21 protein-coding genes are annotated in these 23,755 nt (G+C 64.1%); 6 read left to right on the top strand and 15 right to left on the bottom strand.

Annotation, left to right across the window (positions count from 1 at the left end):
- Window positions 1-54 precede the first annotated feature (54 nt).
- The 9 genes from IB262_RS28145 to IB262_RS28105 all read right to left on the bottom strand — a co-directional run bounded on the left by IB262_RS28145 (window position 55) and on the right by IB262_RS28105 (window position 8,557).
- Entirely contained in the window at window positions 55-954 is a 900-nt protein-coding gene (locus IB262_RS28145) for an ATP-binding cassette domain-containing protein (RefSeq protein ID WP_034790305.1), read from the bottom strand.
- 5 nt (window positions 955-959) lie between these two features.
- Entirely contained in the window at window positions 960-1,763 is an 804-nt protein-coding gene (locus tag IB262_RS28140; protein ID WP_034790084.1) for an ABC transporter ATP-binding protein, read from the bottom strand.
- On the bottom strand, window positions 1,760-2,650 hold the full coding sequence (locus tag IB262_RS28135; protein WP_034790082.1) for an ABC transporter permease: 891 nt from the start codon (window positions 2,648-2,650) through the stop codon (window positions 1,760-1,762). The genes IB262_RS28140 and IB262_RS28135 overlap by 4 nt, the downstream gene beginning before the upstream one ends.
- Before the next feature lies 1 nt (window position 2,651).
- On the bottom strand, window positions 2,652-3,629 hold the full coding sequence (locus IB262_RS28130; protein WP_060529168.1) for an ABC transporter permease: 978 nt from the start codon (window positions 3,627-3,629) through the stop codon (window positions 2,652-2,654).
- Between the two features lie 193 nt (window positions 3,630-3,822).
- The gene (locus tag IB262_RS28125) at window positions 3,823-5,472 is read right to left on the bottom strand and encodes an ABC transporter substrate-binding protein (protein ID WP_060606271.1); all 1,650 of its coding nucleotides are present in this window, start codon (window positions 5,470-5,472) and stop codon (window positions 3,823-3,825) included.
- Between the two features lie 40 nt (window positions 5,473-5,512).
- Window positions 5,513-6,535 carry a glycoside hydrolase family 3 N-terminal domain-containing protein gene (locus IB262_RS28120; protein WP_060643958.1) on the bottom strand — a complete coding sequence of 341 codons (1,023 nt, stop codon included), beginning with the start codon at window positions 6,533-6,535 and terminating at the stop codon, window positions 5,513-5,515.
- A gap of 21 nt (window positions 6,536-6,556) precedes the next feature.
- Window positions 6,557-7,036, bottom strand: coding sequence for a GNAT family N-acetyltransferase (locus IB262_RS28115; RefSeq protein ID WP_034790046.1), 480 nt, complete (start codon window positions 7,034-7,036; stop codon window positions 6,557-6,559).
- 446 nt (window positions 7,037-7,482) lie between these two features.
- Entirely contained in the window at window positions 7,483-7,851 is a 369-nt protein-coding gene (locus IB262_RS28110; protein WP_082566561.1) for a YbaN family protein, read from the bottom strand.
- 19 nt (window positions 7,852-7,870) lie between these two features.
- A complete protein-coding gene (locus IB262_RS28105) occupies window positions 7,871-8,557 on the bottom strand; it encodes a DUF2161 family putative PD-(D/E)XK-type phosphodiesterase (RefSeq protein ID WP_034790044.1) in 687 nt (228 codons plus the stop codon).
- Window positions 8,558-8,832: 275 nt separating this feature from the next.
- Here IB262_RS28105 and IB262_RS28100 point away from each other — a divergent pair, with 275 nt between their 5' ends.
- Entirely contained in the window at window positions 8,833-10,167 is a 1,335-nt protein-coding gene (locus IB262_RS28100) for a nodulation protein NfeD (RefSeq protein ID WP_034790042.1), read from the top strand.
- 54 nt (window positions 10,168-10,221) lie between these two features.
- Window positions 10,222-11,007, top strand: coding sequence for a slipin family protein (locus IB262_RS28095; RefSeq protein WP_034790039.1), 786 nt, complete (start codon window positions 10,222-10,224; stop codon window positions 11,005-11,007).
- Here the strand turns inward: IB262_RS28095 and IB262_RS28090 are convergent, their stop codons facing one another.
- The 5 genes from IB262_RS28090 to IB262_RS28070 form a co-directional block, all read right to left on the bottom strand.
- Window positions 11,008-11,820 (bottom strand): inositol monophosphatase family protein, encoded by an 813-nt coding sequence (locus IB262_RS28090; RefSeq protein WP_034790037.1) that lies wholly within the window; start codon window positions 11,818-11,820, stop codon window positions 11,008-11,010.
- A 33-nt stretch (window positions 11,821-11,853) separates the two neighbouring features.
- Complete coding sequence (locus IB262_RS28085; RefSeq protein ID WP_034790301.1) at window positions 11,854-12,915, bottom strand: ABC transporter ATP-binding protein; 1,062 nt, start codon at window positions 12,913-12,915, stop codon at window positions 11,854-11,856.
- Window positions 12,916-12,923: 8 nt separating this feature from the next.
- A complete protein-coding gene (locus tag IB262_RS28080; protein ID WP_034790035.1) occupies window positions 12,924-15,158 on the bottom strand; it encodes an iron ABC transporter permease in 2,235 nt (744 codons plus the stop codon).
- 140 nt (window positions 15,159-15,298) lie between these two features.
- The gene (locus IB262_RS28075) at window positions 15,299-16,324 is read right to left on the bottom strand and encodes an ABC transporter substrate-binding protein (protein ID WP_034790034.1); all 1,026 of its coding nucleotides are present in this window, start codon (window positions 16,322-16,324) and stop codon (window positions 15,299-15,301) included.
- Between the two features lie 128 nt (window positions 16,325-16,452).
- On the bottom strand, window positions 16,453-17,475 hold the full coding sequence (locus IB262_RS28070; protein WP_226020740.1) for an ABC transporter substrate-binding protein: 1,023 nt from the start codon (window positions 17,473-17,475) through the stop codon (window positions 16,453-16,455).
- A gap of 218 nt (window positions 17,476-17,693) precedes the next feature.
- Between IB262_RS28070 and IB262_RS28065 the strand changes: the two genes are divergently transcribed.
- Entirely contained in the window at window positions 17,694-18,437 is a 744-nt protein-coding gene (locus IB262_RS28065; RefSeq protein WP_060643955.1) for a response regulator transcription factor, read from the top strand.
- Window positions 18,434-20,527, top strand: coding sequence for an ATP-binding protein (locus IB262_RS28060; RefSeq protein ID WP_060643954.1), 2,094 nt, complete (start codon window positions 18,434-18,436; stop codon window positions 20,525-20,527). The genes IB262_RS28065 and IB262_RS28060 overlap by 4 nt, the downstream gene beginning before the upstream one ends.
- Window positions 20,528-20,551: 24 nt before the next feature.
- On the opposite strand, the gene IB262_RS28055 is transcribed toward IB262_RS28060, so the two are convergent.
- Window positions 20,552-21,337 (bottom strand): phosphatase PAP2 family protein, encoded by a 786-nt coding sequence (locus IB262_RS28055; protein WP_060643953.1) that lies wholly within the window; start codon window positions 21,335-21,337, stop codon window positions 20,552-20,554.
- A gap of 372 nt (window positions 21,338-21,709) precedes the next feature.
- Between IB262_RS28055 and IB262_RS28050 the strand changes: the two genes are divergently transcribed.
- Both IB262_RS28050 and IB262_RS28045 read left to right on the top strand, forming a co-directional pair.
- Window positions 21,710-22,405, top strand: coding sequence for a response regulator (locus IB262_RS28050; RefSeq protein WP_060643952.1), 696 nt, complete (start codon window positions 21,710-21,712; stop codon window positions 22,403-22,405).
- Entirely contained in the window at window positions 22,402-23,574 is a 1,173-nt protein-coding gene (locus IB262_RS28045; protein WP_034790027.1) for an ATP-binding protein, read from the top strand. Before IB262_RS28050 ends, IB262_RS28045 begins: the two co-directional genes overlap by 4 nt.
- Window positions 23,575-23,755 lie beyond the last annotated feature (181 nt).

Raw genomic sequence — 23,755 nt, 5'->3', positions numbered from 1 at the left:
AAAAACGCCCCGCGGTAAGCGGGGCGTTTTTGCTTTAGCCAGTCGGTGGGCGGCTCAGGCCGCGCGCACGAAATGATCGGGCTCGACTTCGCGGATTGTCTCTTGGGTCGCCGCCGAACGCCGGCGCGTTTCATCGGCTTCAGCGGAACTGACCTGCGCGTTCGGATCGTCGAAGCGGATGTCCGGATCCGGCACCGCCGAGAGCAGCAGCTTGGTATAGGGATGGGCCGGGTTGTCGATGACCTTGCCGGTGTTGCCCCATTCGACGATCTGGCCTGCATACATCACCGCGATATCCTCGGCGACGTAGCGGGCCGTCGCGATGTCGTGGGTGATGTAGAGCAGGCCGAGATTCATCTCGCGCTTCATTTCGCTCAAGAGATTGAGCACGCCGAGCCGCACGGAAACGTCGAGCATCGAGGTCGGCTCATCGGCGACGATGACTTCGGGCTTGGCCGCGAGCGCCCGCGCGATGTTGACGCGCTGGCGCTGGCCACCGGAAAGTTCGTGAGGGTATTTCGGCGCGACGATCTCAGGATCGAGCTTCACCTGCCGAAGCAGGGCCTTGATCTCTTCGTCGACCGCCGCACCCCTGATGTCAGCACGGTGCAGCATCAGCGGCCGCTTCAGGTGGTAGGCGATGGTGTGGGCCGGATTGAGCGAAGCGAAGGGATCCTGGAAGATCATCTGCACCGAGCGGCGATAGTCGGCGATTTCCTTGGATCCGGCCGCGTCGACGGGCTTGCCCTTATAGAGCAGCCGTCCTTCGCTCGGCTCGTATTCGCGCATGGCGATGCGGGCGCAGGTGGTCTTGCCGCTGCCGGATTCGCCAACGACGGCAAGCGCCCGGCCCGCATGCAATGAGAACGAGATAGCCCTCGCCGCGCGCACGGCGGCGGGGCCATTGCCGAAGGTCTTGCTGACCTTGTCCAGGGTAAGAATGGGTGCGGACATGCCGGTCATCGAAGAACGCCTCCGTGCAGCGAGGGGAAGGAGGCCCAGAGCTTCTTGGTATAGTCGTGCTCCGGTGTCCGGTAGATGGCGTCGGCGGTGCCCTGTTCGACCAGCTTGCCGCCGAGCATGATGCCGATGCGGTCGCAGAACTGCACCATCAGCCCGAGGTCGTGGGTAATGAAGAGCACGGCAAAACCGAGCTTGCGCCGGAGTTCGTTGATCCGCTGCAGGATTTCGCGCTGCACCACCACGTCGAGCGCCGTCGTCGGCTCGTCCATGACGATCAGCCGCGGATCGAGCGCAAGGCAGATGGCGATGACGATGCGCTGGCGCATGCCGCCGGAAAACTGGTGCGGATAATCGCGCATCCGGTCCGGCGAGATATCGACGAGCTTGAGCATCTCGGCGGTGCGATCACGCGCCTGTGCGCGGGTGATGCGCTTGTGCGTCTTCAAGACGTCGTAGAACTGCTGTTCGATGCGCAACACCGGGTTCAGTGAGTTCATTGCGCTCTGGAACACCATCGCCACTTCGCGCCAGCGGAAGTCGGCGAGATCCTTCTGGTCGAGGTCGAGCACGTCGCGGCCGTCGAGCAGGATGGCGCTTTCCTTGCGGATCAGCGCCGGCGGCTTGTGCAGCCGGCTGATGGCAAAGGCGATCGTGCTCTTGCCGCAGCCGGATTCGCCGGCAAGGCCGAAGACCTCACCGGGGGCAACGTCGAAGCTGACATTGTCGACGGCGCGGAAATCGTTGGTCTCGCCAATGTAATCGATGGTCAGGTTCTTGACCGAAAGCAAAGGTGCGGTCACAGGCGGCCCTCCCCGGAGCGGATGAGCGCGGACCAGCGGCCGAGCCGGTTGCCGGTGCGAAGCCGCGGATTGGCGATTTCGTCGACGGCGAAGTTGAGCAGCGACAGGCCGATGCCGAGGAAGGCGAGCGCGAAGCAGGGCGTCAGGATGTCCCACCAGGCGCCGACCGAAAGGGCGGAGGCCTTCTGCGCCGCATAGAGCATCGTGCCCCAGGAAACGACTTTGGGATCGCCGAGGCCCAGGAACTCGAGCGTCGCCTGGGTGATGATCGCGAAGATCACACTGCCGATGAAGTTGATGCCGACGATCGAGATGAGGTTGGGGAAGATTTCGAAGGTCATGATGCGCCAGCGTGGCTCGCCCATCATCTCGGCGGACTTCACATAGTCCTTCTGTTTGACCGACAGCGTCTCTGCGCGGGTGACGCGGGCACCCCAGGCCCAGGACGTGCAGCCGAGAATGAGCGCGATGACCCACGGGCTTGCCTGGCCGATGAAGGCGGCAAGCACGAGCAGCAGCGGCAGGTTCGGCACGACCAGCACCATGTTGGTGAAGAAGCTGATGACCTCGTCGATCTTGCCGCCGCGATAGCCGGCGATGATGCCGAGTGCTGTGCCAACAATGGTGATCAGAAGCCCGGCGCCGAAGCCGACGGCGAGCGACGTGCGTGCGCCGTAGATGAGGCGGGCGAAGACGTCCTGGCCGATACGGGTGGTACCGAGCCAGTGCTCGAGCGACGGTGACTGATGCGGCCGTCCGACGCGCGCGCCCGGGTCATAGGAGGTCAGCAAGGGGGCTGCGATCGCGACAGCCAGGATGAAGGCGACGATCAGCGCGCCGACCATGGCCTTGCGGTTGTGGATGAGCGGAAAGGAGGAGGTTTTCATCTCACGCCCTCTTCAGTCGCGGGTCGAGCAGCACGTAGCTGACGTCGACGATGAAATTGGCAATGAGCATGGTGGCGGTCATGATCAAGAGCTGTCCCTGGATGACGGGGTAATCGCGGGCGAGGATCGCTTGGTAGAGAATGTTGCCGAGGCCCGGATAGTTGAACACCACCTCGGTCACCAGCGAGCCGCCGAGCACAGTGCCGATGGCGATGGCAAGGCTCGAGACGGTCGGCAGCAGGGCGTTGCGCGCCGCATACCAGATCATCACGCGGGTGTCGGAAAGCCCCTTGGCGCGGGCCATGACGATGTAGTCTTCGCCGAGCAGGTTGATCATGTTGTTGCGCATGGTCACGGCGAAGCCGCCGGTCAGAACGGCGCAGAGCGTCAGCATCGGCAGGATGCCGTGGTAGAGGATGCTGCCGATATATTCGAACGTGAAGGCGGGATCGAGCGCCGGATCGGCAGCATAGCCGGTCGGGAACCAGCCAAGCGTGAAGCCGAAGGTGAAGACGACGATCAGCGAGGTGACGACGGCGGGAACCGAGGTCGCGAAGATCGCGCCGACGGAAACGATGACGTCAAACAGGCTGCCACGGCGCCAAGCCGCGAGAATGCCGAGGAAGGTGCCGAGCGCGAAACTGACGATGGTGGCGGTTCCCATCAGACCGACGGTCCAGACGAGTGCGTTGCCGAGCACGGTGGTCACCGGCAGCGGGAAATACTTGATGGAACGGCCGAGGTCGCCGCTGAAGATGCTGCCGAGATAGGTGAGGTACTGCTGCCAAAGCGGGCCATCGACGAAGCCGAAGGTGAGTTTCAGGGCCTGCAGGCTTTCGGGCGGCAGTTCAGCGCCGGCGCTCGAAAACATGATCTGCACCGGATCACCGGGCATCAGCCGCGGCAGGAAAAAGTTGATCGTCGCCGCTGCGACGAAGGCCGCCAGATAGAAGCAGAGGCGGCGAAGCAAAAAGGCCATCGGGAACTCCATCGACTGCGGCTGCCGCAAGAGCGCGTCAGGCGGCAGGGCTGTCTTCTTGTCGAACCGCCCGTGGAGACTGACCCCAAGGACGATTGCGTGGCGGACGAAAAGCGCCCGCCACCGTTGCCGATCGAGATGCGGCGCCCTCCCGGATCGTCGTCCGAAAGGGCGCCGCGCCTTCGATCAGGGATCACTTCACCGGTTCAAGCGCCAGCAGGTGCAGAAGACGCGCCGGGTTGTTGCGGGTGATCGACGGGTTGACGAAGGGGTTTTCCGCCGTCGCCCAGCCCTTGAAGCGCTTGGTGTTGTACTGGTACCAGTTCGGGTTGTTGAACACCGGGATCATCGGCATGTTTTCGGCGACGATGCGCTGTGCCTTGTTCATCGCTTCCTTCTGCTTGGCCGGGTCGGCGGTCTGGGTGAACTCGGTCAGAAGCGCTTCGACATCCGGATTGAACCAGCGTTGCGAGGTAAAGCGGGTCTTGCCCTTGTCCGACGCGCTGAAGGCGCGCTTGTAGGGGTAGTAGGGCGAGGCCGATGCCGGCAGGCTGTTGATCGCCGCATCGAAGGTGCCGTTGATGAGGTTGCCGGTCCAGACCGCTTCCTCGGGCGTCTCGATCTTGGCGTCGAGGCCGACGGCCTGCAGGCCCTCGACGGCGATCGTCACCGTGTCGATCCAGTCGGTCCAGGAGCTCGGAACGATGATCGAGAACGAGATCTTGCTGCCATCCGGGTTGTCGCGGAAGCCGTCGCCGTCCTTGTCGGCGTAGCCGGCCTCGTCGAGCAGCGCCTTGGCGGCATCCGCATCGTACTTGCCGTACTTGCCGAAATCGGCCGCGACCGACGGATCGGCCCAGCTCTTGTAGAGCTCGCCCATTCCTGCCGGGTCTTCGTTGAGCGTCGGGTAGCCGTAGCCGGCGACGTCGACCATGGTGCCGCGGTCGAGCGCCATCGAGGCGGCACGGCGGAACTTCACGTCGTTGAAGGCCTTGCGGTTGTTCTCGTTCGCCGTTTCCTGGTTGAACAGGAAGGCGACCATGCTGCTTGGCGAATACCAGAAGTGGAAGTGTTCCGGATCCTTGGCGACATAGACGTTCTCGATATCCGGGATGAAGGAGACGCCCCAGTCGAGCGTGCCCGACGCGGTCGCCGTCAGGATCTGGTTATTGTCGGCAAGCTGCGGGAAGCGCACGCAGTCGACCTTGAGCGTTGCTGCGTCCCAGTAGTGCGGGTTGCGGCACTGGTCGTAGGTCTGGCCGGTGAAGCGCGGGATTTCGGTCAGCGGACCGCTGCCGACGGGCGCCTCGTTGGCGAAGGTGACCGGCTCGGCAATGTCCTTCCAGACGTGCTCGGGCACGATCGGCAGCTGCGCCAGCTGTTCGGCTGCAAGCGAGCTCGGATTGGCGAGCGTGAAGCGCACGGTCTCAGCGTCCACGGCCTCGACACCGGTGATGAAGGTCCAGATGCTGACGAAGTCGAGCGCCGGGAACTTCTTCAGGTAGTCGTAGGTGAACTTGACGTCGGTCGCCGTCAGCGGCTTGCCGTCGGACCACTTGAGGTTCGGACGAAGCTTGAACTCGATCGACTTCAGGTCGTCCGAGAGCTTGAAGCTTTCGGCCAGCCGGAAGACCGGCTTGTTGCCGTCGAAGCGGTTGAAGACGACCAGCGGCTCGTAGATGAAGTCGAGCGTGCTCTGGCGCGCCGAGGTCTGGTTGAACGGGTTGAAGTTGCGAACCCAGGTGGTCGCCGGCTCGATATTGGCCGTCAGCACGGTCTGTGCCGCCGCCGGGCCGGCGATGAGGGCGAGCGCGGTGGCTGCGCCGAGAAGCGATTTTTTCACGGTAGTTCCCCTTTTAGATCGCTAGGATTTCTTGTTTCGGTCAGGCAACGAGGGCGCTGTTGAACATGTCCTCGACTTCCGCATGCACGGCGCGCACGTCGACCTTGAGCGTGCCGAGCCGGGCGTTGGCGGCGTCGATGCGTTTCTGCGCGGCGGCGGTCAGCGGGCTTGCAGCCTTGGCTGCCGCTTCGCTTTCGGCGAGATCACCATGGCTGTGGAGCGCGATGTCGAAGCCGGCATCGAGCACCTGGCGAACACGCTCCGGCAGGGTGCCGCGCAGCGATTCCATGAAGATGCAGTCGGAGATGAGGACGCCGTCATAGCCCATGTTGTTGCGGATGACGTCGTGCATGATCGGCGAGATGGACGCCGGCAGTTCCTTGTCGAAGGCCGAGTAAACGACGTGGGCGACCATGGCCCAGGGCGTGTCACGCAGGGCGACGAAGGGCTTGAAATCGGTGGACGTCAGCAATTCACGCGAGGCGTCGACGACCGGGCGCTCCTTGTGCGAATCGAGCGTCGCGCGGCCATGGCCGGGAATGTGCTTCATGATCGGCATGTTGCCGGTCTCGAGCAGGCCGTCGACCACGTCGCGGCCGAGTGCGGCGATGAAGTCCGGGTCGGCGCCGAAGGCGCGGGCGCCAATGACGGAGCTCGTCGTCGAGAAGACGAGGTCGAGCACCGGCGAGCAGCCGCTCGTCAGGCCAAGATCGGTCATCATCGTGCCCATGGCCTGGCTTGACAGGCGCAGGGCCTTCTTGCCGAGGGCAAAGTCACGGCGGGCGAGTTCGGCGAATTCGCCGAAGGAGCGGAACAGCGGCCAGGGGCCGGCGTCGAGATGCTGAACGCGTCCGCCTTCCTGGTCGGTGAAGACGGGAGCGTCTTCGCGGCCGACGGCTTCGCGGAAGCGTTCGATCAGAGCCTTTGCCTGCTGCGGATCACGCAGGTTACGGCGGCCAACGAAGAGACCGAGCGGGTTGGTTTCGCGAAACAGGGCGAACTCGTCGTCCGAAAGCGTAGGGTTCGGAAGACCGACAAAAAGGGCGAGGGGTGTCGAGGACATTCAGAGGCTCCGAGATTGGAATTATTTGGAGGGGCGGCGCAGCATGCCCTGGTAGATCCCCTTGTCGGGGGCGGGGATCGGCACGGCGCCCACGGTCTTTGCGTAGAAATCGACCGGGCCGGCGTCGCCGATGAAGGCATAGGCGTGGCCAAGCGTCTTCATGGTGTCGAGGCAGTCGGAAAGCAGGGCGACGCCGATGCCCTTGCCGCGGGCGACGGGATCGACGCCAGTCGGGCCGAAGAAGCCGGGAGCGGTCGTGTCGTAGCAGGCGAAGCCGACGAGCTTGCCGTCGTCAACCGCGATAAGACAGGCGACGGGCCTGCGCGTGAAGGCGACAGTCACCTCGCTCGCCCAGTTCTCGCTGAAATTCTCCCGAACCCAGCCGACGACCAGGCCCATTTCCGGCGGCAATGCGGGACGGATCGTCACCTTGTCAGTTTTTGTTCTGCGCTTGAGTTCACCGAGGATCGGCGAATACAAGCTCACCAGCATGTCAGGCATATGCTCCTCCACATATTCCTTTATTAAGGAATTGCTGCCTTTGTAATGCAATAGATGGAGCCAACCGGACCGGCTTGTCAATCGCCAATCGTCAGTTTTGGGGGTCTATCTGCGTTCAGCAGGTGCCTATGTGAGCCGATGAAACGTTTCCACGGCCGTTCGCGATGCATAAATTCACGCGATCGTGCATTGCCTGGATGCGGAACAACGGTCGAGCAAGAGAGCGAGCCGCTGCGCGGCCGCGGAAATTGCACATTTGTACAACTTTGTTCTTGAGTTGTTCGAAGTATATTTTGATTTACAAAAACACTAAGTATGGATGTATACGCTTATAGCGTGTGCCCCCGGAGAATATTTCGACCTTTCGCGCGCAATCAAGTATTTCTTGAGAGGAAAAGTATCGTTTCCCGTTTGCACCGGCCTGGTTCGTTGGCCGTGCCGACCGGCTACTCCGCTGGACGCGTCAGGATGAAAAGCGCGGGAAGCGCCATTGCGGCTGCGACGATAGCGGCGAGCGAGAGGCTCGGATTGCCGAAGAAAAGGAAGAGGCCGAAGCTGGCGGCCATCAGGCTGACCGCACCGGTCTTGGCCCGCCGGGATATCGCCCCCTTTTCGCGCCACAGCCGAAGCGAGGTCCCGAAGACCCGGTGGTTGAGCAGCCATTGCTCCAGCCGGGGCGAGGCCCGGGCAAAGAGCCCGGCTGCCAGCAACAGGAACGGCGTCGTCGGCAGGATCGGAAGAAAGGCGCCGATGACGCCGAGACCGACCATCAGCCATGCGAGGCAAAGATAGAGAAGGCGAAGCGCGGGGTTCACCGGCGGGCTCCAGGCTGTGTCATGCTTCGGATGCCTCGATCACGACCGTTGCGGTCTCGAGCGGAGGCCAGCGGCGAAGTGCTTCGGCGCCCTGTTCCGACAGCGCGTAGATGCCGCGGTCGACCCGCTCGAACCAGCCATAGACGTTGCTGAGCAGGATTTTGGCGGCATCGGGTGCTACCGGGCGCAGATCGCGCGGGCGCTGCTGGCCGACTTGCAGGGCGGCAGCGCAGGCGAGCGCCTGCTGCCGATACGCGGTCATGATCGGTGTGCGCGTGGCGCCACCCGCGGTCGGATCGCCCTTGCGGCGGCGATGCTCGCTGATCAGGCGCGCTCTTTTCCTGCTGTTCTTGCGCGGCATCACCGCGGAAGCCGCGAGAATAACATCGACCATGCCATTGTCGGCGACCGCCAGCATCCCGAAGCCGAGCCGGCGGCAGAGATCGCGGAAACGCCGGTCACTCTCCCGCCCCTTGCCCTTGGCCGAAACACGGGCGGCGACCCACACCTCGTCGCCGGCGGTGGCGCGATCGACCGCCTGCAGGATCAGTTCGAGGTTGAAGCTCAGCTTCAGTTCGCACACGACCACCAGCGGCGGTTCGTCGTCGCTGAGCGCGACGATATCGCAGCCGCCGATCTCGCCCTTGACGCTGTAGCCGCGGGTTTCGAGGAAGCTCTTGATCGGTTGGTAGAGGGTCGTCTCCAAACCCAAAAATCCTGTTCTGCTGAAACCGGAAGGCGCCACGAAGGCAGCCTCGAATTGGCGGCGAAGCGTTGCCGCTCAAATGAACATCTAGCAGATACCGCCGATCGCCGCCGTTGTCATCCCGTCGCAGCCGAGAGGCCGCCGGCGTCCCGTGCTCTGACGTGCGGACCCGCGGGCGCAGTAGAGGCCTTCGCTTCGTGCTAACCTTGTGTTGTGCTATCATGCGGCGAGTGGCCCTCTTCGCAGGTGTCGAGCATGCGAGGTTCTGACGACGGATGTTGCGAACCCTCACGCTGTTGTTTTTGTTGATCTTGTCCTTCGCGTTTCCAGCTTCGTCGCGGGCCGAAAACGATCGGGTCGCCTTGGTGCTGCATGTCAACGGCGCCATCGGTCCGGCGACCGCCGAATATGTCAGGCGTGGCCTGACGAAGGCGGAAGAGCGCCGCCTGCCGCTGGTGGTCCTGCAGGTGGATACGCCCGGCGGCCTCGACACCTCGATGCGCGAGATTATCCGCGCGATCCTTGGCTCGCCCATACCCGTCGCAACCTACGTTGCGCCGAGCGGCGCGCGGGCGGCGAGCGCCGGCACTTACATCCTTTATGCCAGCCACATTGCGGCGATGGCGCCGGGAACGAACCTCGGCGCCGCGACGCCGATTGCGATCGGTGGCGACATGTTCGGTGAGGGTAAGGACGGCGACAAACAGCCGGCGGCGCAGAGCCCGGGCGAGGCAAAAATGGTCAACGATGCCGTGGCCTATATCCGCGGGCTGGCGGAGTTGCGCGGGCGCAATGCCGACTGGGGCGAAAAGGCGGTGCGCGAGGCTGCAAGCCTCTCGGCCGAGGCCGCCGTCCGGGAAAAGGCCGTCGATTTCACCGCGACCGACGTTACCGATCTCCTGAAGCAGGCGAACGGGCGGACGGTGCGCGTGGGGCAGCGAGAGATCGTGCTCGATACCGCAGGTCTTACGACCGAGGACTTCGTGCCCGACTGGCGCACCCGGCTGCTTTCAGTGGTCACTGATCCCAATATCGCGGTCATCCTGATGATGATCGGCATCTACGGCTTGATCTTCGAGTTCCTGTCGCCGGGGTCGGTGGCGCCGGGAACGATCGGCGGCATCTGCCTGTTGCTCGGGCTCTATGCGCTTTCGGTGCTGCCCGTCAGTTATGCCGGCATAGGGCTGATCATGCTCGGGATCGGATTGATGGTCGCCGAGGCGCATTCGCCATCCTTCGGCGTGCTCGGCGCCGGCGGCAGTTTTGCACTGGTTCTGGGCGCGGCCATTCTCTTCGATACGGATACGCCGGGTTTTGGGGTTTCCTGGTCCGTGCTGGCGGCGCTTGCGGTTGCAAGCCTCGGTTTTAGCCTTCTGGTCGCTCGGCTCGCCTTCAGTTCGAGCCGCCACGCGGTGGTGACCGGCAGCGAACAGATGATCGGCCTTGCCGGCACGGTCGAAAATTGGACCGGCGCGGCCGGTTACGTCATCGCCCATGGCGAGCGCTGGCAGGCCGTCAGCACGGAGACGCTGTCGAGGGGCGAGAACGTGAAGGTCATCGGGCGGAACGGACTGACGCTCGAAGTGATCCGCGACGGACCAAAGACATAGCGCCCGCGGATCTGGTGAGGGCGCGGTGAAGGCGCCCGGAATGGAGGAATGGTCATGGACATGTTCGGGAGCCTTGCTCCTTTTGCTGCGTTGCTGGTGCTCGTCATTCTCGTCATCGCCTATTCGATCCGGATCCTGCGTGAATATGAACGGGGCGTGATCTTCACCCTCGGCCGGTTCACCGGCGTCAAGGGGCCGGGGCTGATCCTGCTTGTGCCCTATGTGCAGCAGATGGTGCGGGTCGATCTCAGAACCCGGGTGCTGGACGTGCCGAGCCAGGACGTCATCTCTCATGACAACGTTTCCGTTCGGGTCAGCGCCGTGATCTATTTCCGGGTGATCGACGCCGAGAAATCGACGATCCAGGTCGAGGACTTCATGATGGCGACGAGCCAGCTGGCGCAGACGACCCTGCGGTCCGTGCTTGGCAAACATGATCTCGACGAGATGCTGGCCGAGCGTGATCGGCTGAACGACGATATCCAGAAGATCCTCGACAGCCAGACGGATGCCTGGGGCATCAAGGTGGCGACCGTCGAGATCAAGCATGTCGACATCAACGAGAGCATGGTTCGGGCGATTGCCCGTCAGGCGGAGGCCGAACGCGAGCGGCGCGCCAAGGTGATCAATGCCGAGGGTGAGCAGCAGGCCGCGGCCAAGCTGCTCGAGGCCGCCGAGATCCTCGCCCGGCAGCCTCAGGCCATGCAGTTGCGCTATCTGAGCACCTTGAACGTCATTGCCGGCGAGAAGAACTCGACCGTGATCTTCCCATTCCCGATGGAACTCGGTGGTCTGCTGGGGTTCAAGCCCGACAAACCCACCGGCTCGACGCAAGAGTGATCAAGCTGCTGCCCGGTCAAGCTGGGCGACCTTCAGCAGGTCATCGACGGCGCTCGGGGCTGCGGCCAACACCGGCGCCCAATGCGTCAGCGCCTCGCCCCGCGCGGGGAAAGGCAGCGTCCAGCCGCCGGCTTCGGTCACCAGGCAATAGCCGCCAAGGCAGTCCCAGGCATGCATGTAGGGTTCGTAATAACCGACGAGGCGACCTGCCGCCACATAGGCGATCATCAGTGCGCCGGAACCGTTGCGCATGAAGTTGCCGCCATTCGAGAGCAGGCGCTCGACGATGGCACCCATCTCGCCAGGTTTCACCTGATCGTTGGCGCCAAGCCCGGTGACGGCGTTGCGGATTGTGCGCGTGCCGTCGAGACGAAGCGGCTTGCCGTTCAGCGTCGCGCCCCGGCCGGTTGCAGCGGCATAGATTTCCTGGTGGCAGGGCGAGTGGATCACGCCGATAACGGGTTTCTCCGCATAGACCACCGCAATCGAGACGCACCAGTTTGGCATGCCGTTGACGAAGGGCGTGGTGCCGTCGATCGGATCGAGCACCCAGGTGAAGCCGGATGTGCCGTCGAGAAGTCCATGCTCCTCTCCGAGCACGCCATCGTCCGGAAACGCGGCGGCGATCTTGTCGCGGATCAACGTCTCGACGTTGCGGTCGGCGATCGACACGACGTCGTGGGCGTCACGCTTGGTTTCGATGACGAGTGTTTCCCGCTTCAGGAAGTAATCGTAGGCGAGCTGGCCGGCCTCCTCGGCCATGGATTTGGCAAGCGCGAACCGGGCATCGAGGCCGGCAATTTCAGCAGTCATGCAAGTGTCCTTCTCGTATCCAGTTGTGAAAAGTCATGCGTCAATCAAAGCGAGGCCGCGGCTGCGGAAACCGATCGCGACCTCCGTTGCCGGAGATAGCATTTCCTCCACCGCCTGATCGACAACAAAGAGGAGACCCGCCGGCGTTTCGACCTCGTATTCGACGTGGCCGCCGAGATAGGCGGCGCTGCTGATCGTGCCTGAAAGGGCCGCACCCTTGGCTGGCGTCAGCGTTACCGCGTTGGGCCGTACGGCGAGTTTCGACGGACCCGTCCGGGTGCCCTTGGAGGGCAGGCGGTGCTCAAATCCGCCGATGCGGATCGTCGCCAGGCCGGCGTCGGTCGCGGTCACCTCGCAGGGCAGCACATTGGCCTCGCCCATGAAGTCGGCGATGAAGGTGGAGGCCGGCGCTTCATAGAGGTCGCGCGGCGCACCTTGCTGCGCGATCGCGCCATCTTTCATGACGATGATGCGGTCGGAAACGGCAAGCGCCTCGTCCTGGTCGTGGGTGACGTAGACGGCGGTGAACCCGAGGCGCTGCTGCAACTCGCGGATTTCTGTGCGCACCTTGCGGCGCAGTCGCGCGTCGAGGTTGGACAGCGGTTCGTCGAGCAGCAACACCTGCGGTTCGAGCACGAGCGCGCGGGCAACGGCGACGCGTTGCTGCTGGCCGCCCGAAAGTTCGGCCGGAAGCCGCTGGCCGAGGCCGCCGAGGCCGACGAGCTGCAGGCCTTCTTCGGCGCGCTCACGCGCTTCCTTCTTCTTGATTCCCGAGGATTCGAGGCCGTAGGCGACATTGTCGAGCGCCGACATGTGCGGGAAGAGCGCATAGGACTGGAAGACCATCGACACGTCGCGCTCGTTGGCCGGCAGCATGGTCACGTCCTTGCCGCCGATCAGGATCCGGCCGGCGGAAGGGTGTTCGAGGCCGGCCAGCATACGCAGCGTCGTCGTCTTGCCGCAGCCGGAGGGGCCAAGCAGGGTCACCAGCGTGCCCGGCTCGATGGTGAGCGACAGGTCGTGGATGGCGGTGAAGCTGCCGAACTGCTTGCGCACGTTCTGGAAGACGACCGAGCCGGTGCGCGGGGTGCTCATGGAGGTGCTCATGCGGTTTTCTCCTGGGAGATGGTGTTGGACGAACGGACCGGAGCGGCGCCGAGGACGCGGTTCTCGCGCCTCAGCTTGCGTTCGCCGACGAGGAGTTGCAGGCCGGTGATGACGGTGATCATCACCAGGATGAGGGCCGAGGAGTAGGCGATCGCCACGCCGAACTCGCCGTTTTCGACAAGGCCGACGATGTAGGCGGTGGCCATGTTGTACTCGGCGCTGACGAGGAAGACGACGGCGCTGATCGAGGTGATCGCCCGGACGAAGGAATAGACGAGTGCCGCGACGATCGCCGGACGCAGCAAGGGCAGGATGACCTTGCGCAACGTGCGGAAGCTCGTTGCCCGAAGCGTCAGCGACGCCTCGTCGAGGCTCTTGTCGAGCTGGCTCATCGCCGCAATGCCGCCGCGCACGCCGACCGGCATGTTGCGGAAGACGAAGCAGGCGACGAGGATCAGCGCCGTGCCGGTCATTTCGAGCGGCGGCAGGTTGAAGGCGATGATGTAGCTGATGCCGATGACGGTGCCGGGGATAGCAAAGCTCAGCATCAGCGCGAACTCGAAGACATCACGGCCGGCGAAACGCTGGCGCACGATCAGATAGGCCGTCAGCAACCCGACCATAGCCGTCAGTGGTGCTGCGATCAGCGAGATCTCCATGGTCGTCCAGAAGGAGTTCCAGGCAACACCCGTCCAGGCGATTGCGCCGTCGGCAAACGAGATCGAGAAGGCCTTGGCGTAGTGGTCGAGCGTCAGCGAGTTGTCGAGACCCCAGGTCTTCACGAAGCCGCCGAAGAGGATCATGCTGTAAACGACGACGGTGAAGATCATCCAGGGAATGACGATGGCGTGAACGCCGATCGAGATCGAGCGTGGCAATGCACTGTGGGCACCGGAATCGCCCTTGCCGGTCACGGTCGAATAGTTCTTGCCGGCGAGCCAGTAGCGTTGCGCCACGAAGGCCGTGAGCGTGAAGCAGAGAAGGATGATGGCGAGTACGGCCGCACGGGACGGATCGTTCTGCGCGCCGACGACGGCGAAGAAGATTTCGGTCGAGAGCACGCCATGGCTGCCGCCGAGCACCAGCGGATTGCCGAAGTCGGCCATGCTTTCGATGAAGCCGATGAGGAAGGCGTTCGCCAGGCCCGGCTTCATCAGCGGCAGAGAGACGGTCCAGAAGGTGCGCCAGCGATCGGCGCGCAACGTCTGCGACGCCTCTTCCATCGAAGGGCTGACCCCTTCGACGACGCCGATCAGCACGAGGAACGAAATCGGGGTGAAGGAGAGGACCTGCGCGATCCAGATGCCGGTAAGGCCATAGAGCCAGCGCCCCGGTTCGACGCCGAAGGCATCCGAGAGAAATTCGGTAACGACCCCGGCGCGGCCGAAGAGCAGCGTCAACGCCAGGCCGATGACGAAGGGCGGCGTGATGATCGGCAACACCGTCAAGAGCCGCATGCCCTTCTTGAAGGGGAAGCGGGTGCGGGTGGCGACAAGCGCGAAGGCAAGGCCAAGCAGCGTCGAGCCGGACGCCGTCATCAGCGCCAGCCATAGGGTGCGCCAGGCGACGCCGCAGCGGCCTTCGCCGACGACACAGCTCAGGCTCCAGATCGAGGCGTCCTGGATATTGCGGATGAAACCATCCGGTTTGAACGAGCCGTCGAAATCCTGAACCGACGCCGCGAACATGCTGCCGACCGGATAGAAGACGAAGACGATGACGAGGGTCACGAGCAGGGAAATCGCCGCGACGATGAAGGCGTCGCCCTTGAGCACGCCGCGCTCGGCCAGCCCGAAGGCGAACAGAAGAACGAAGGTGAGTGCCATAAGCACGGCGCCGGCGCCCATTGACGGCTGACCGTCGGAAAGCGTGCCGAACAGGGTCTCGCTGATCGTCCAGGTCCAGCCGGAAAAGCCGATCGCCAGCCCCTGGAGAGCGAGATACAGAACCCCCGCTGCGCCGGCGACGGCAAGCAGAAGCCCTCGACGCGCGGGATCGCGGACGAAACGCGCTGCGACGCAGATGCCGAGCAGCGCCAGCGCCACGATCAGCCACGGCTTATCATGGGCGAAAATCTGCATCAGGCCGGGGGCAACGGCTAAATCCCCGGGGAAATCGGCAAGCCAGCCGAGCCCGAAGAAGCCGCCTTCGATGCGATACCAGGGGACAGCCAAGAAGGCGGCCAGTCCGAGCCCGAGCGTGAGGTCGAGCCTGCGGTTGCGATGTTCCATGACGGTCCTTGCGCAATTTGGAATGAAAGATGATGTGACATTGCATCGCCGCGGCGCCTGCCGGAAGCGATGAACGACGGTTGGGACCGTTGGGCGGTGCCGGCCGGATCAATCACCCGGCCGAACCGTTCAGGCCGCGATCAGTTGGCGCTCGCGCCGACCTCGCGGTCCCAGCGCTCGAGCAGGGCTTTGCGTTTCTCGGCATCGCCGAAGGTGGCGAAATCGTAGTCGATCAGCTTGATGTCCTCGAACTTCGGTGCTTCCTTCGGCACTTCGGCCGATTTGTTGGACGGCAGCTGGAAGGACTTGGCGTCTTTCATGCGCGACTGGACCTCGGGCTTCAACGCCCAGTCGTACCAGGCCTTGGCATTGTCCAGGTTCTTGGCGCCGCGGATGATCGACATCGAGCCGATCTCGTAGCCGGTGCCCTCGCAAGGCGCGATCGACTTGATCGGGAAGCCTTCGGCAGTCTGTGCCACCGCATCGTGCATGAAAACGATGCCGAGGCCGGCTTCGCCCCGTGCGGCTGCCTTCACCGGTGCCGAGCCGGACTTGGTGTACTGCGCGATGTTGCCGTTGAGCTTCTTCAAATAGTCGAATGCCTGGTCCTCGCCCATGATCTGCACCAGTGAGGCAAGCGCGGTATAGGCCGTACCGGAAGAGTTCGGGTTGGCCATCTGGATCTCGCCCTTCAGCGAGGCGTCGAGCAGGTCGGCCCAGCACTTCGGCTCCTTCAGGCCCTTCTTCTGGAAGATCTCGGTGTTGTAGCCCCAGCCGAGCGCGCCGGCATAAACGCCGACGGTGCGATAGCCGGAGCCTTCAGCCTGCTTCTTCGCCCAGTCCTGGAGCTGGTCCAGCATCGGTGACTTGTATTCAAGTGTCAGGCCGTCCGATGCCGCCTGCAGGTGCGGGTCGCCGGTGCCTGCCCACCAGATGTCGGTCTTCGGGTTGCGCGCCTCGGCGCGGATCTTGGCGTAGGTTTCGCCCGAAGACAGGCGAACCATGTTGACCTTGATGCCGGTTTCCTTCTGGAAATCGCCGGTCATCTGTTCGCAGATGACCACGTCTGCGGAGCAGATGAGGTTGAGGCTGCCGGCAGCCTGGGCGGGCAGGGCGGCAAGCGCCGTGCCTGCAAAGAGCATGAGGGAAAGCGTCGTTGTTTTCATTGGGGCATCCTCCTGTTGCCTGTTTGAAACTTGGGCGCGAACGGGCATGGCGCGGCCATCGGCCTGCCCGCCGGGCGGCACGTTCACGATTTCGGTGCTGTGGATTTTGCTACGCTTCTGCGAAGCGCTCAGTTCGTCGCGGCGATCTCCGCGTCGAACCGTTTGAGCAATCGACTTCGTTCCTCCGGCGAGCCGAAGGTGGCGAAGTCGAAATCGACCATCTTGATCAGCGATATGTCCGGTGCGCCAGGCGGCAACTCCGCGCGGGCGTTGGATGGGACCTGGTTCTGGCCGGCAGCTGCACCGGTACCCTGGCCTTCCGGGGTGAGCGCGAAATCGACGAAGCTTTTCGCGTTTTCGAGATGGCGCGCGCCCTTGACGATGCTGACGGCGCCGATTTCGTAGCCGGTCCCTTCGCACGGCGCGACGATGACGAGTGGGAAGCCCGCCTGCTTCTGCGTGACCGCGTCATGCATGAAGGAGATGCCGATCAGGGTCTCCCCGCGTGCTGCCGCCTTGACCGGTGCCGAGCCGGCCGTGGTGTACTGGTCTATGTTGCGGTTGAGTGCGCCCATGAACCGGAAGGCCTCATCCTCGCCGAAGAGCTGCACCAGCGTTGCAAGCGTGGTGAAGGCGGTGCCCGACGAGTTCGGATTGCCGCTGCGGATACGGCCGCGATAGGCGTTGTCGGCGAGATCCTTCCAGCAGGTCGGGGCCGGCAATTTCAGCGTATGCAGCAGGTCGGCATTGTAGGCAAAGCCAAGCGCTCCGGCATAAATGCCCGCCGAACGTCCGCCGGAGATGGCGAAGAAATTCTGCGCCCAGGGCAGCATGTCGCGCTCATGCGCCGGCCGATAGGGTTCGAGCAAGTTCTCCGATCCCGCCTGCAGATGGGTGTCGCCTGTCCCGCCCCACCACACATCGACGGTAGGGGTGTCCTTTTCGGCCCGGATCTGGGTGAGGATGTCGCCGTTGCTCTTTCGGGTCATAGCGACCTCGATGCCCGACTTCGCCTCGAAAGAGGCCTTCATCGTCGCGCACCACGCTTCGTCGACACCGCAAAGCACGGTGAGCGCCGGTGCCGTCATGCCTGACGTGGCGGCGCACAGCCATAGAGCCACGCCCGCGCCGATAGCGGTAATGCCTTTCACGATGTCCTCCCATTTGGAGCGTTGCCGCCCCAATCTCCGCAATCAGGATGTCGGTATTCCCTGCGGGTCGCAACCCGCAGAATGGTTACCGTTCTTACAACACGGATGCGGCTTTGCCGTTTCAAGATTACAAAGATTACAAATGTGACAATGCGGATAACGCGAGCCGCTTTGATCATTGGGGCAGCCCCGCCTATGATGGCGGCGGGAGGACGTGCATGCTGAGTGAGAGAATACGGATTCTGATCGTCGAAGACGATCCGGACATGGCGGAGCTTGTTTCCGATCTGGTGGAGGCCGAAGGCTGGATGCCGCTGACGGCGCCATCGGCGGAGGCCGCCGCTGTCGTCCTCGAGCGGGAAACGGTGCACCTGGTGCTCGTCGACCACAACCTGCCTGGAGCCTCGGGCCGGACCTTTGCCCAGCGGCTGCGGGCGCGCACCAATATCGGCATCGTCATGGTAACGGCGGCAGGCAGCGCCGCGGATCGGGTGCTGGGACTGGAGACGGCCGCCGACGATTATGTCGTCAAGCCGTTCGAGCCGATCGAACTGACGGCCCGGATCAAGGCCGTGCTTCGACGGACTTACCCTTCGCTGAAGCCGGAGCGGGAGACCGAGCGCGAGCACGAGCCCGCGGCGCTGAAACTCGGCGATTGGTCGATCGACCTCAAGAGCCGGCGCGCGGTCTGCCTTTCCGATGCGACCCGCTCGCTCACCAGCGCCGAGTTCGCTCTGCTGGAAATTCTCGCGGAAACGCCGAACACGCCAGTCACCCGCGCCCATATCCTCGATCGGCTGGGCGCCGAAAGCGATCGCTACATCGACCGCAACGTCGATGTGCTCGTGCTTCGGCTCCGGCGCAAGATCGAGCGCAATCCGGACCTTCCGCGCCACATCAAGACGCGGCGCGGCAAGGGTTATGTGCTGGATACCGACGACGACGACGAGGCCCGGCCGTGATCAGCCGCCCGTTCCTTTCGTCGATCGCCTTCCGCCTGCCGTTTGCGATCGTCTTCATCTGCGTGCTCGTTTTCAGCCTGGCAACGGTCGCCGTGTTCGGCCTGCAACGGGCGCGTGACGAGATGGCGGCCTACGGGCTGCAGGCCTTTTCGAGCCTTGCCAAGGCCTCGCTGGTTTCGCGCCAGGTTTCCGATCTCGTGTCCAGCGCGCCGTTCCTGATGAACGCAACCTCGCCCTATCGGGTGTCGAGCGAAAGCCGCTCGGTCGTCGCGCAGGTCGACGTCCTGCTTCAGACCATGGCGCCGGAGACCGGCAAGACAGCGGTCGAAGGCTTTGCCAGCGCCCACATCGTCGAGTTGCTGGATGCGATCCGCACACAAACGGTGACACTCGCCGCCGACGCGGATTCGGCCCAGCAGTACAAGGCCGATGCGGCAGCAGCGCTCGGAGAGATCGCCACCGGCAACGGCATAGCCGACGCAGAGGTTCGCCAGAGCCTCAACGCGATCGTGCAATCGGCATCCAATTCCGACAGCCTGTTCCAGCTTGGCGAACTGCGCCGCCGCTACGTTGCCGTAACGACGCCCCGGCTGGCGCCCGCTGGGCCGGATAGCCGGATTTCGGCAGCCGAGCTGACGCCCTATGAACGGGTGTTCGAGGCGCAGACCCACTATCTTCTGGAAATGTTCGCCATCCGCGCCGCGGTGGCGCGGCTGCACACGGTCTCGCGCGATCTTTCGCACGCCACGGAAACACAAAGCGAGGCCGTTGCCCGGGGGCTCAACGAGGATCTCGCCTCGACCTCTGATGCGCTGAGCCGACTGCTCGTCATCGTCGCGGTCTCCGCCCTGCTGGTGCTCGTCATGGCGATCTTCTCGATCCGCTCCGTCATGCGGGTGTCGCGCGGGATCGTGTCGCTCTCCAAGGGCATGAACGCGCTTGCCCAGGGGCGCCGTGACGTCGACACGCCGAGCTACAAGGGGACTGAGACCGAGTTCCTGCGGCTGCTTGAAGCCTTCAGCGCCTTCCGCGAAAGCGTCGAGCGCGTGTCGCGGCTTCGTCGGACGGCCGAGGCGGCGGCGCGCACCATTCGCTCGACCTTCCGCAACATGAACGAAGGGATCGCGCTTTTCGATCCCAGCGGCAAACCGATCACGATGAATCGTCGCGTCATGGAGCTCGTCGGCTGGCCGGGCTCGGCGCGGAAGCTGCCGCTGCGCCGGTTCGTGAGCCCAATGCCGGAGATCGATCCAACCCTCTTGCCCGCCGATCGCGACGCGGGATCGCTCGACGACCGGTTGGTGCTGCGCCATCGCTCCGACATGGGCCGGGTGACCGAAGTCTCCCTGTCGCGGCAGCCGGACCGGGGCATCGTGCTGCTGGCGCGGGACGTGACGGAGATCGACCGGCAGGAGGCCGAGGCGGCGAAGGCGCAGCGGCTGGACGGGATCATGAGGATGACCCACCAGGTGAGCCATGAGGTCGGCAACATGATCGGTATCATCACCGGCAGCCTGGGGCTGCTGGAGCGCGAGACAGGCTTCAGCGATCGGCAGAAACGCCATATCGCCCGCATTCGCAAGGCGGCCGACCGGGGGCGTTCGCTGGCCTCGAGCATGCTGTCTGTCGGCAGCCAGCATCCGCTCCAGCCGGGGGCGCTCGAAATCGGCGCGGTGCTGCGCGGCATGGCCGACGTGCTGGAGATCGCCGTCGGCGAAAAATGCCAGTTGGCCTTCGAGATCGCCGACGACCTGCCCAACGTGAACCTCGATGCAGCGCTCTTCGAGCAGGCGATCCTCAACCTTTGCCTCAATGCTGCCGCGGCGATGCCGCTCGGCGGCACGATCCTCGTCCGCGCGGGCGGCGTCGAGAGCGATGTCGTCGTCTCGGTGACCGATGCGGGGATCGGCATGTCGCCGGAGGCGGTGGACAAGGCGTTCGAGCCCTACTTCACCACCCGTGACCAGGAGGGCGGTGCCGGCCTTGGCCTCGCCGTTGTCTACGGCTTCGTTCGGCAAAGCGGCGGCGATGCCCGCATTCTCTCGCAGCCTGGGCGCGGGACGACGGTGGAACTCGTCTTTCCGCGCTGAAGCGATACCGGTTTCTCGGGCGCTCTATGGCGCGCTTCGGCGCGAAAGGCGCATCACGGCGGCATCGATCCGTTCGCCGTTGTCGGCAAATACGGCCCACAGCCACGCCATCAGCCACAGCATCAGGCACCACGCCAGAACGACATCGGACAGATAATGCGCGCCGAACACGATCCGGTTCAGCGAGAAGGCGAGGACAAGGGGGACGAGGGCGATGATTGTCGCCCGTCGCCATTGAACCGGTAACAGCAGTGCGAGCGCCACGAGCGCGATCGCGGTGGCGGATTCGCCCGACGCAAAGGAGCAACTGCGGGTGCAGGCGCCGGACACTTGCCAGGCCGGCGTAAACGGCAGGCTGCCGCCGAAATCGGTGATCTCATGGGGGCGCGCCCGTCCGATCAGCCGCTTCAGCGCCTGAATAAGGAGCCCCGGCCCGAGCGCAAAGAAGGTCAGGAAGAACAGTGCCTTGTGCGGGCGGGGCAGCCATGGGCGGGGTGCGATGGCCTGCGCAACCAGAAGCGCCAGAACGCAAGGCAGAATGAAAACCGGCAAGATACGGTTGAAGTCGCGAAGGGCCCGCAGCTCCGGCTCCCGCGAGAGCGGAAAGTCGCCGGTGGCGAAGGCGGCCCAGCGCGAGACGGCAAGATCGATGCCGGGAAAGGCCATGAAGACGAAGGCCGCGCAAATGGTCAGTGCGCCGGCGGCCGCGATTGGGCGCGCGCGCGCCTGCCCCGGCCAGAGACGAGGATTGGCGCGCGGCCATCGGCCGCTGTCTGAAGAGGTCGCCGTGGATGAATAAAGGCTGGGCATGCGGTCGCTCGCAAGTTGTCTGTGTGTGGGGGCCGGACACTTGCGCCGCTCTGTCAAGGCTGCGTCGAGGAACTGGGAGCGCTTGATGCGCTAGACCGAACGGTTGGCCGATACAGCTTCTGGTCGAGCGCGACCGACATGCGGGAAGGAGGTCTCCGGCACTCCGACCCCGCATTTCGGCCGCGGGGAGAGGCCCGGTTTGTCGGTTGTGCGGCGCGTCCGTCGCCAATTGTCAAGAAACGGCGAAGATTTGTACGGAGCTCTATCCGGAGGGCCGATCAAGCGACCATTGGGCCGCGCGGACGAATTGCAACGCGGGCTTATTCGTCACATAAGCTGCTGATCACAACATCAGACCCAGGGAGTTAGTTCATGGTCGATAAGGGTCTCATCCTTCTGGCGGAGGACGAGCCGGAGATTGCGCAGATCCTAGATGCCTATCTCGTGCGCGACGGTTTCCGGACGGTGCGTGCCGCCGACGGCGAGACGGCGCTGACCCACCATGCGGTGCTGTCGCCGGACCTGGTGCTGCTGGACGTTCGCATGCCGAAGCTCGATGGGTTCGAGGTTCTCGCCCGCCTTCGCCGCGAGGGGAATACGCCGGTTATCATGGTCACGGCACTGGCAGAAGATCTCGACCGGCTGACCGGGCTGAGGCTCGGCGCCGATGACTACGTGATCAAGCCGTTCAACCCGCAGGAGGTGGTGGCGCGCGTCAACGCGGTGCTGCGCCGTACCCGCAACGGCGCCGGCGCCACAGTGCTTCGCTTCGAGAGTGTCGAGGTCGATCTCGATGCCCATGTCGCCTTCGTCGAAAGGGCCGGCAATCGCCAGTCGGTGCCGCTGACGCTCAGCGAATTCCGCATCCTTGCCCACATGATCCGCCGACCGACGCATGCCTTCGATCGCGCCGATATCCTCGACGCCTGCCTGCCGGACAGCGATGCGCTCGCCCGCACGGTCGATACCCATATCGCCAATCTCAGGCGCAAGCTGGAAGATCTCGGTGCCTGCGGCTTCTTCAGTGCCGTGCGCGGCGTCGGCTACCGTTTCGTGGAGCCCAGATGAAGATCGGTCTCTCGCGCCTGCCGCTCGGCATTCTCACCGCGCTCGTGACGATCGCGCTGCTCATCATCAGCGTGTTCATCATCTATGCCGGCGTCGAATTTATGGAGCCGCGGCTGGAGGCGAGACTGCTGGAGCGGATGCCTGCGGAGGCGGCCCAGGCTTACAAGGACATCAATGCCGGCAAGTTGCCGCGCCAGGAGTCGCTGCAAAAGCTACTTTCGACGATGCCGGAACTCGAAGACTGGGCGAACTGGGAGGTGGACAAGATCATCCTCGGTTTCGGAGCGACGGCAGTCACTTTCTGCGGGCTCGTGGGCTACTGGCTGGCGCGCAAGATCAGCCGGCCACTGGAAGTGCTGGCGCAGGCGACGCAGGACCTCAGGACGGGTGACTTCGCGGTGCGCGTCGGATCGTTTCGCAAGGGTGCCAAGGAGGTGGCGACGCTCGTGAAGACCTTCGATGAGTTGGCAGCCGAACTGGAAAACATGGAGAACCGGCTGCGCTTCAATACGATGGCGGTGGCGCACGAACTGCGTACGCCGCTGACGATCCTGCAGGGCAACCTTCAGGGAATGGCCGACGGTGTTTTTCCTCTCGAGCCGGAAAGGGTGCGGCAGTTGCTGCTGCAGGTGGAGGGGCTTTCCGCCCTGGTTGAAGATCTGCGTACGCTTTCGCTCGCCGCCGGCCAGAAGCTGGTCACCCAGCGTCAGACGGTGGACCTCGCCGTGGAGGCGACCCAGGTGCTTGGTGCGTCAAACACCCTGCTTGGCTCTGTTGGCATGTCGGTGGAGGTCGCGCTTGAGCCGGTGCGGGTCTCCGGCGATTCGCAGCGTCTGCGCCAGGCGCTGCTGGCGCTGATCGAAAACGCTACACGCTACGCCGCAGACGGCCGTGTCCTGCGCTGCGAGACCGGGCGGCGGGGTGCCGACGAGGCTTTTATCCGGATGCTGGACCGTGGTCCCGGTCTTCCGGACGACGTTTCGATCCATTCGATCGACCTGTTCTGGCGCGGCGACGCCTCGCGGTCGCGCGCGACGGGCGGCACGGGCCTTGGGCTTTCCGTCGTCCAGGCGATCGCCAAGGCGCATGGCGGACGGCTGGAATTTTCCGCGCGTGCCGGCGGCGGCGCCGTGATCACGCTCGTCCTGCCGCGGGAAATCGCCCTGTGAGCGATTGGCGCAACAGCCGTTGCGCCAAGCAATTTTCCGCTTTTCCCGATCGGAACATCGGCGGCTTCGCCGCCCTCGCGCCCGCTTAGAATCGGCGTGCAATTGCCCACCGGTTCTCCGCAAATCCTTGACAGTGCCCGGGCAAACCTGAGCTCGGCCGAGTCCTTCGGCCAACAGCGTT

Origin of the sequence: Ensifer sp. ENS02 (genome assembly GCF_014851885.1) — a bacterium.
Lineage (GTDB): Bacteria > Pseudomonadota > Alphaproteobacteria > Rhizobiales > Rhizobiaceae > Ensifer > Ensifer adhaerens.
Note: the sequence above shows the minus strand (reverse complement) of the source record. Positions and strands in the feature narration are given on the sequence as shown.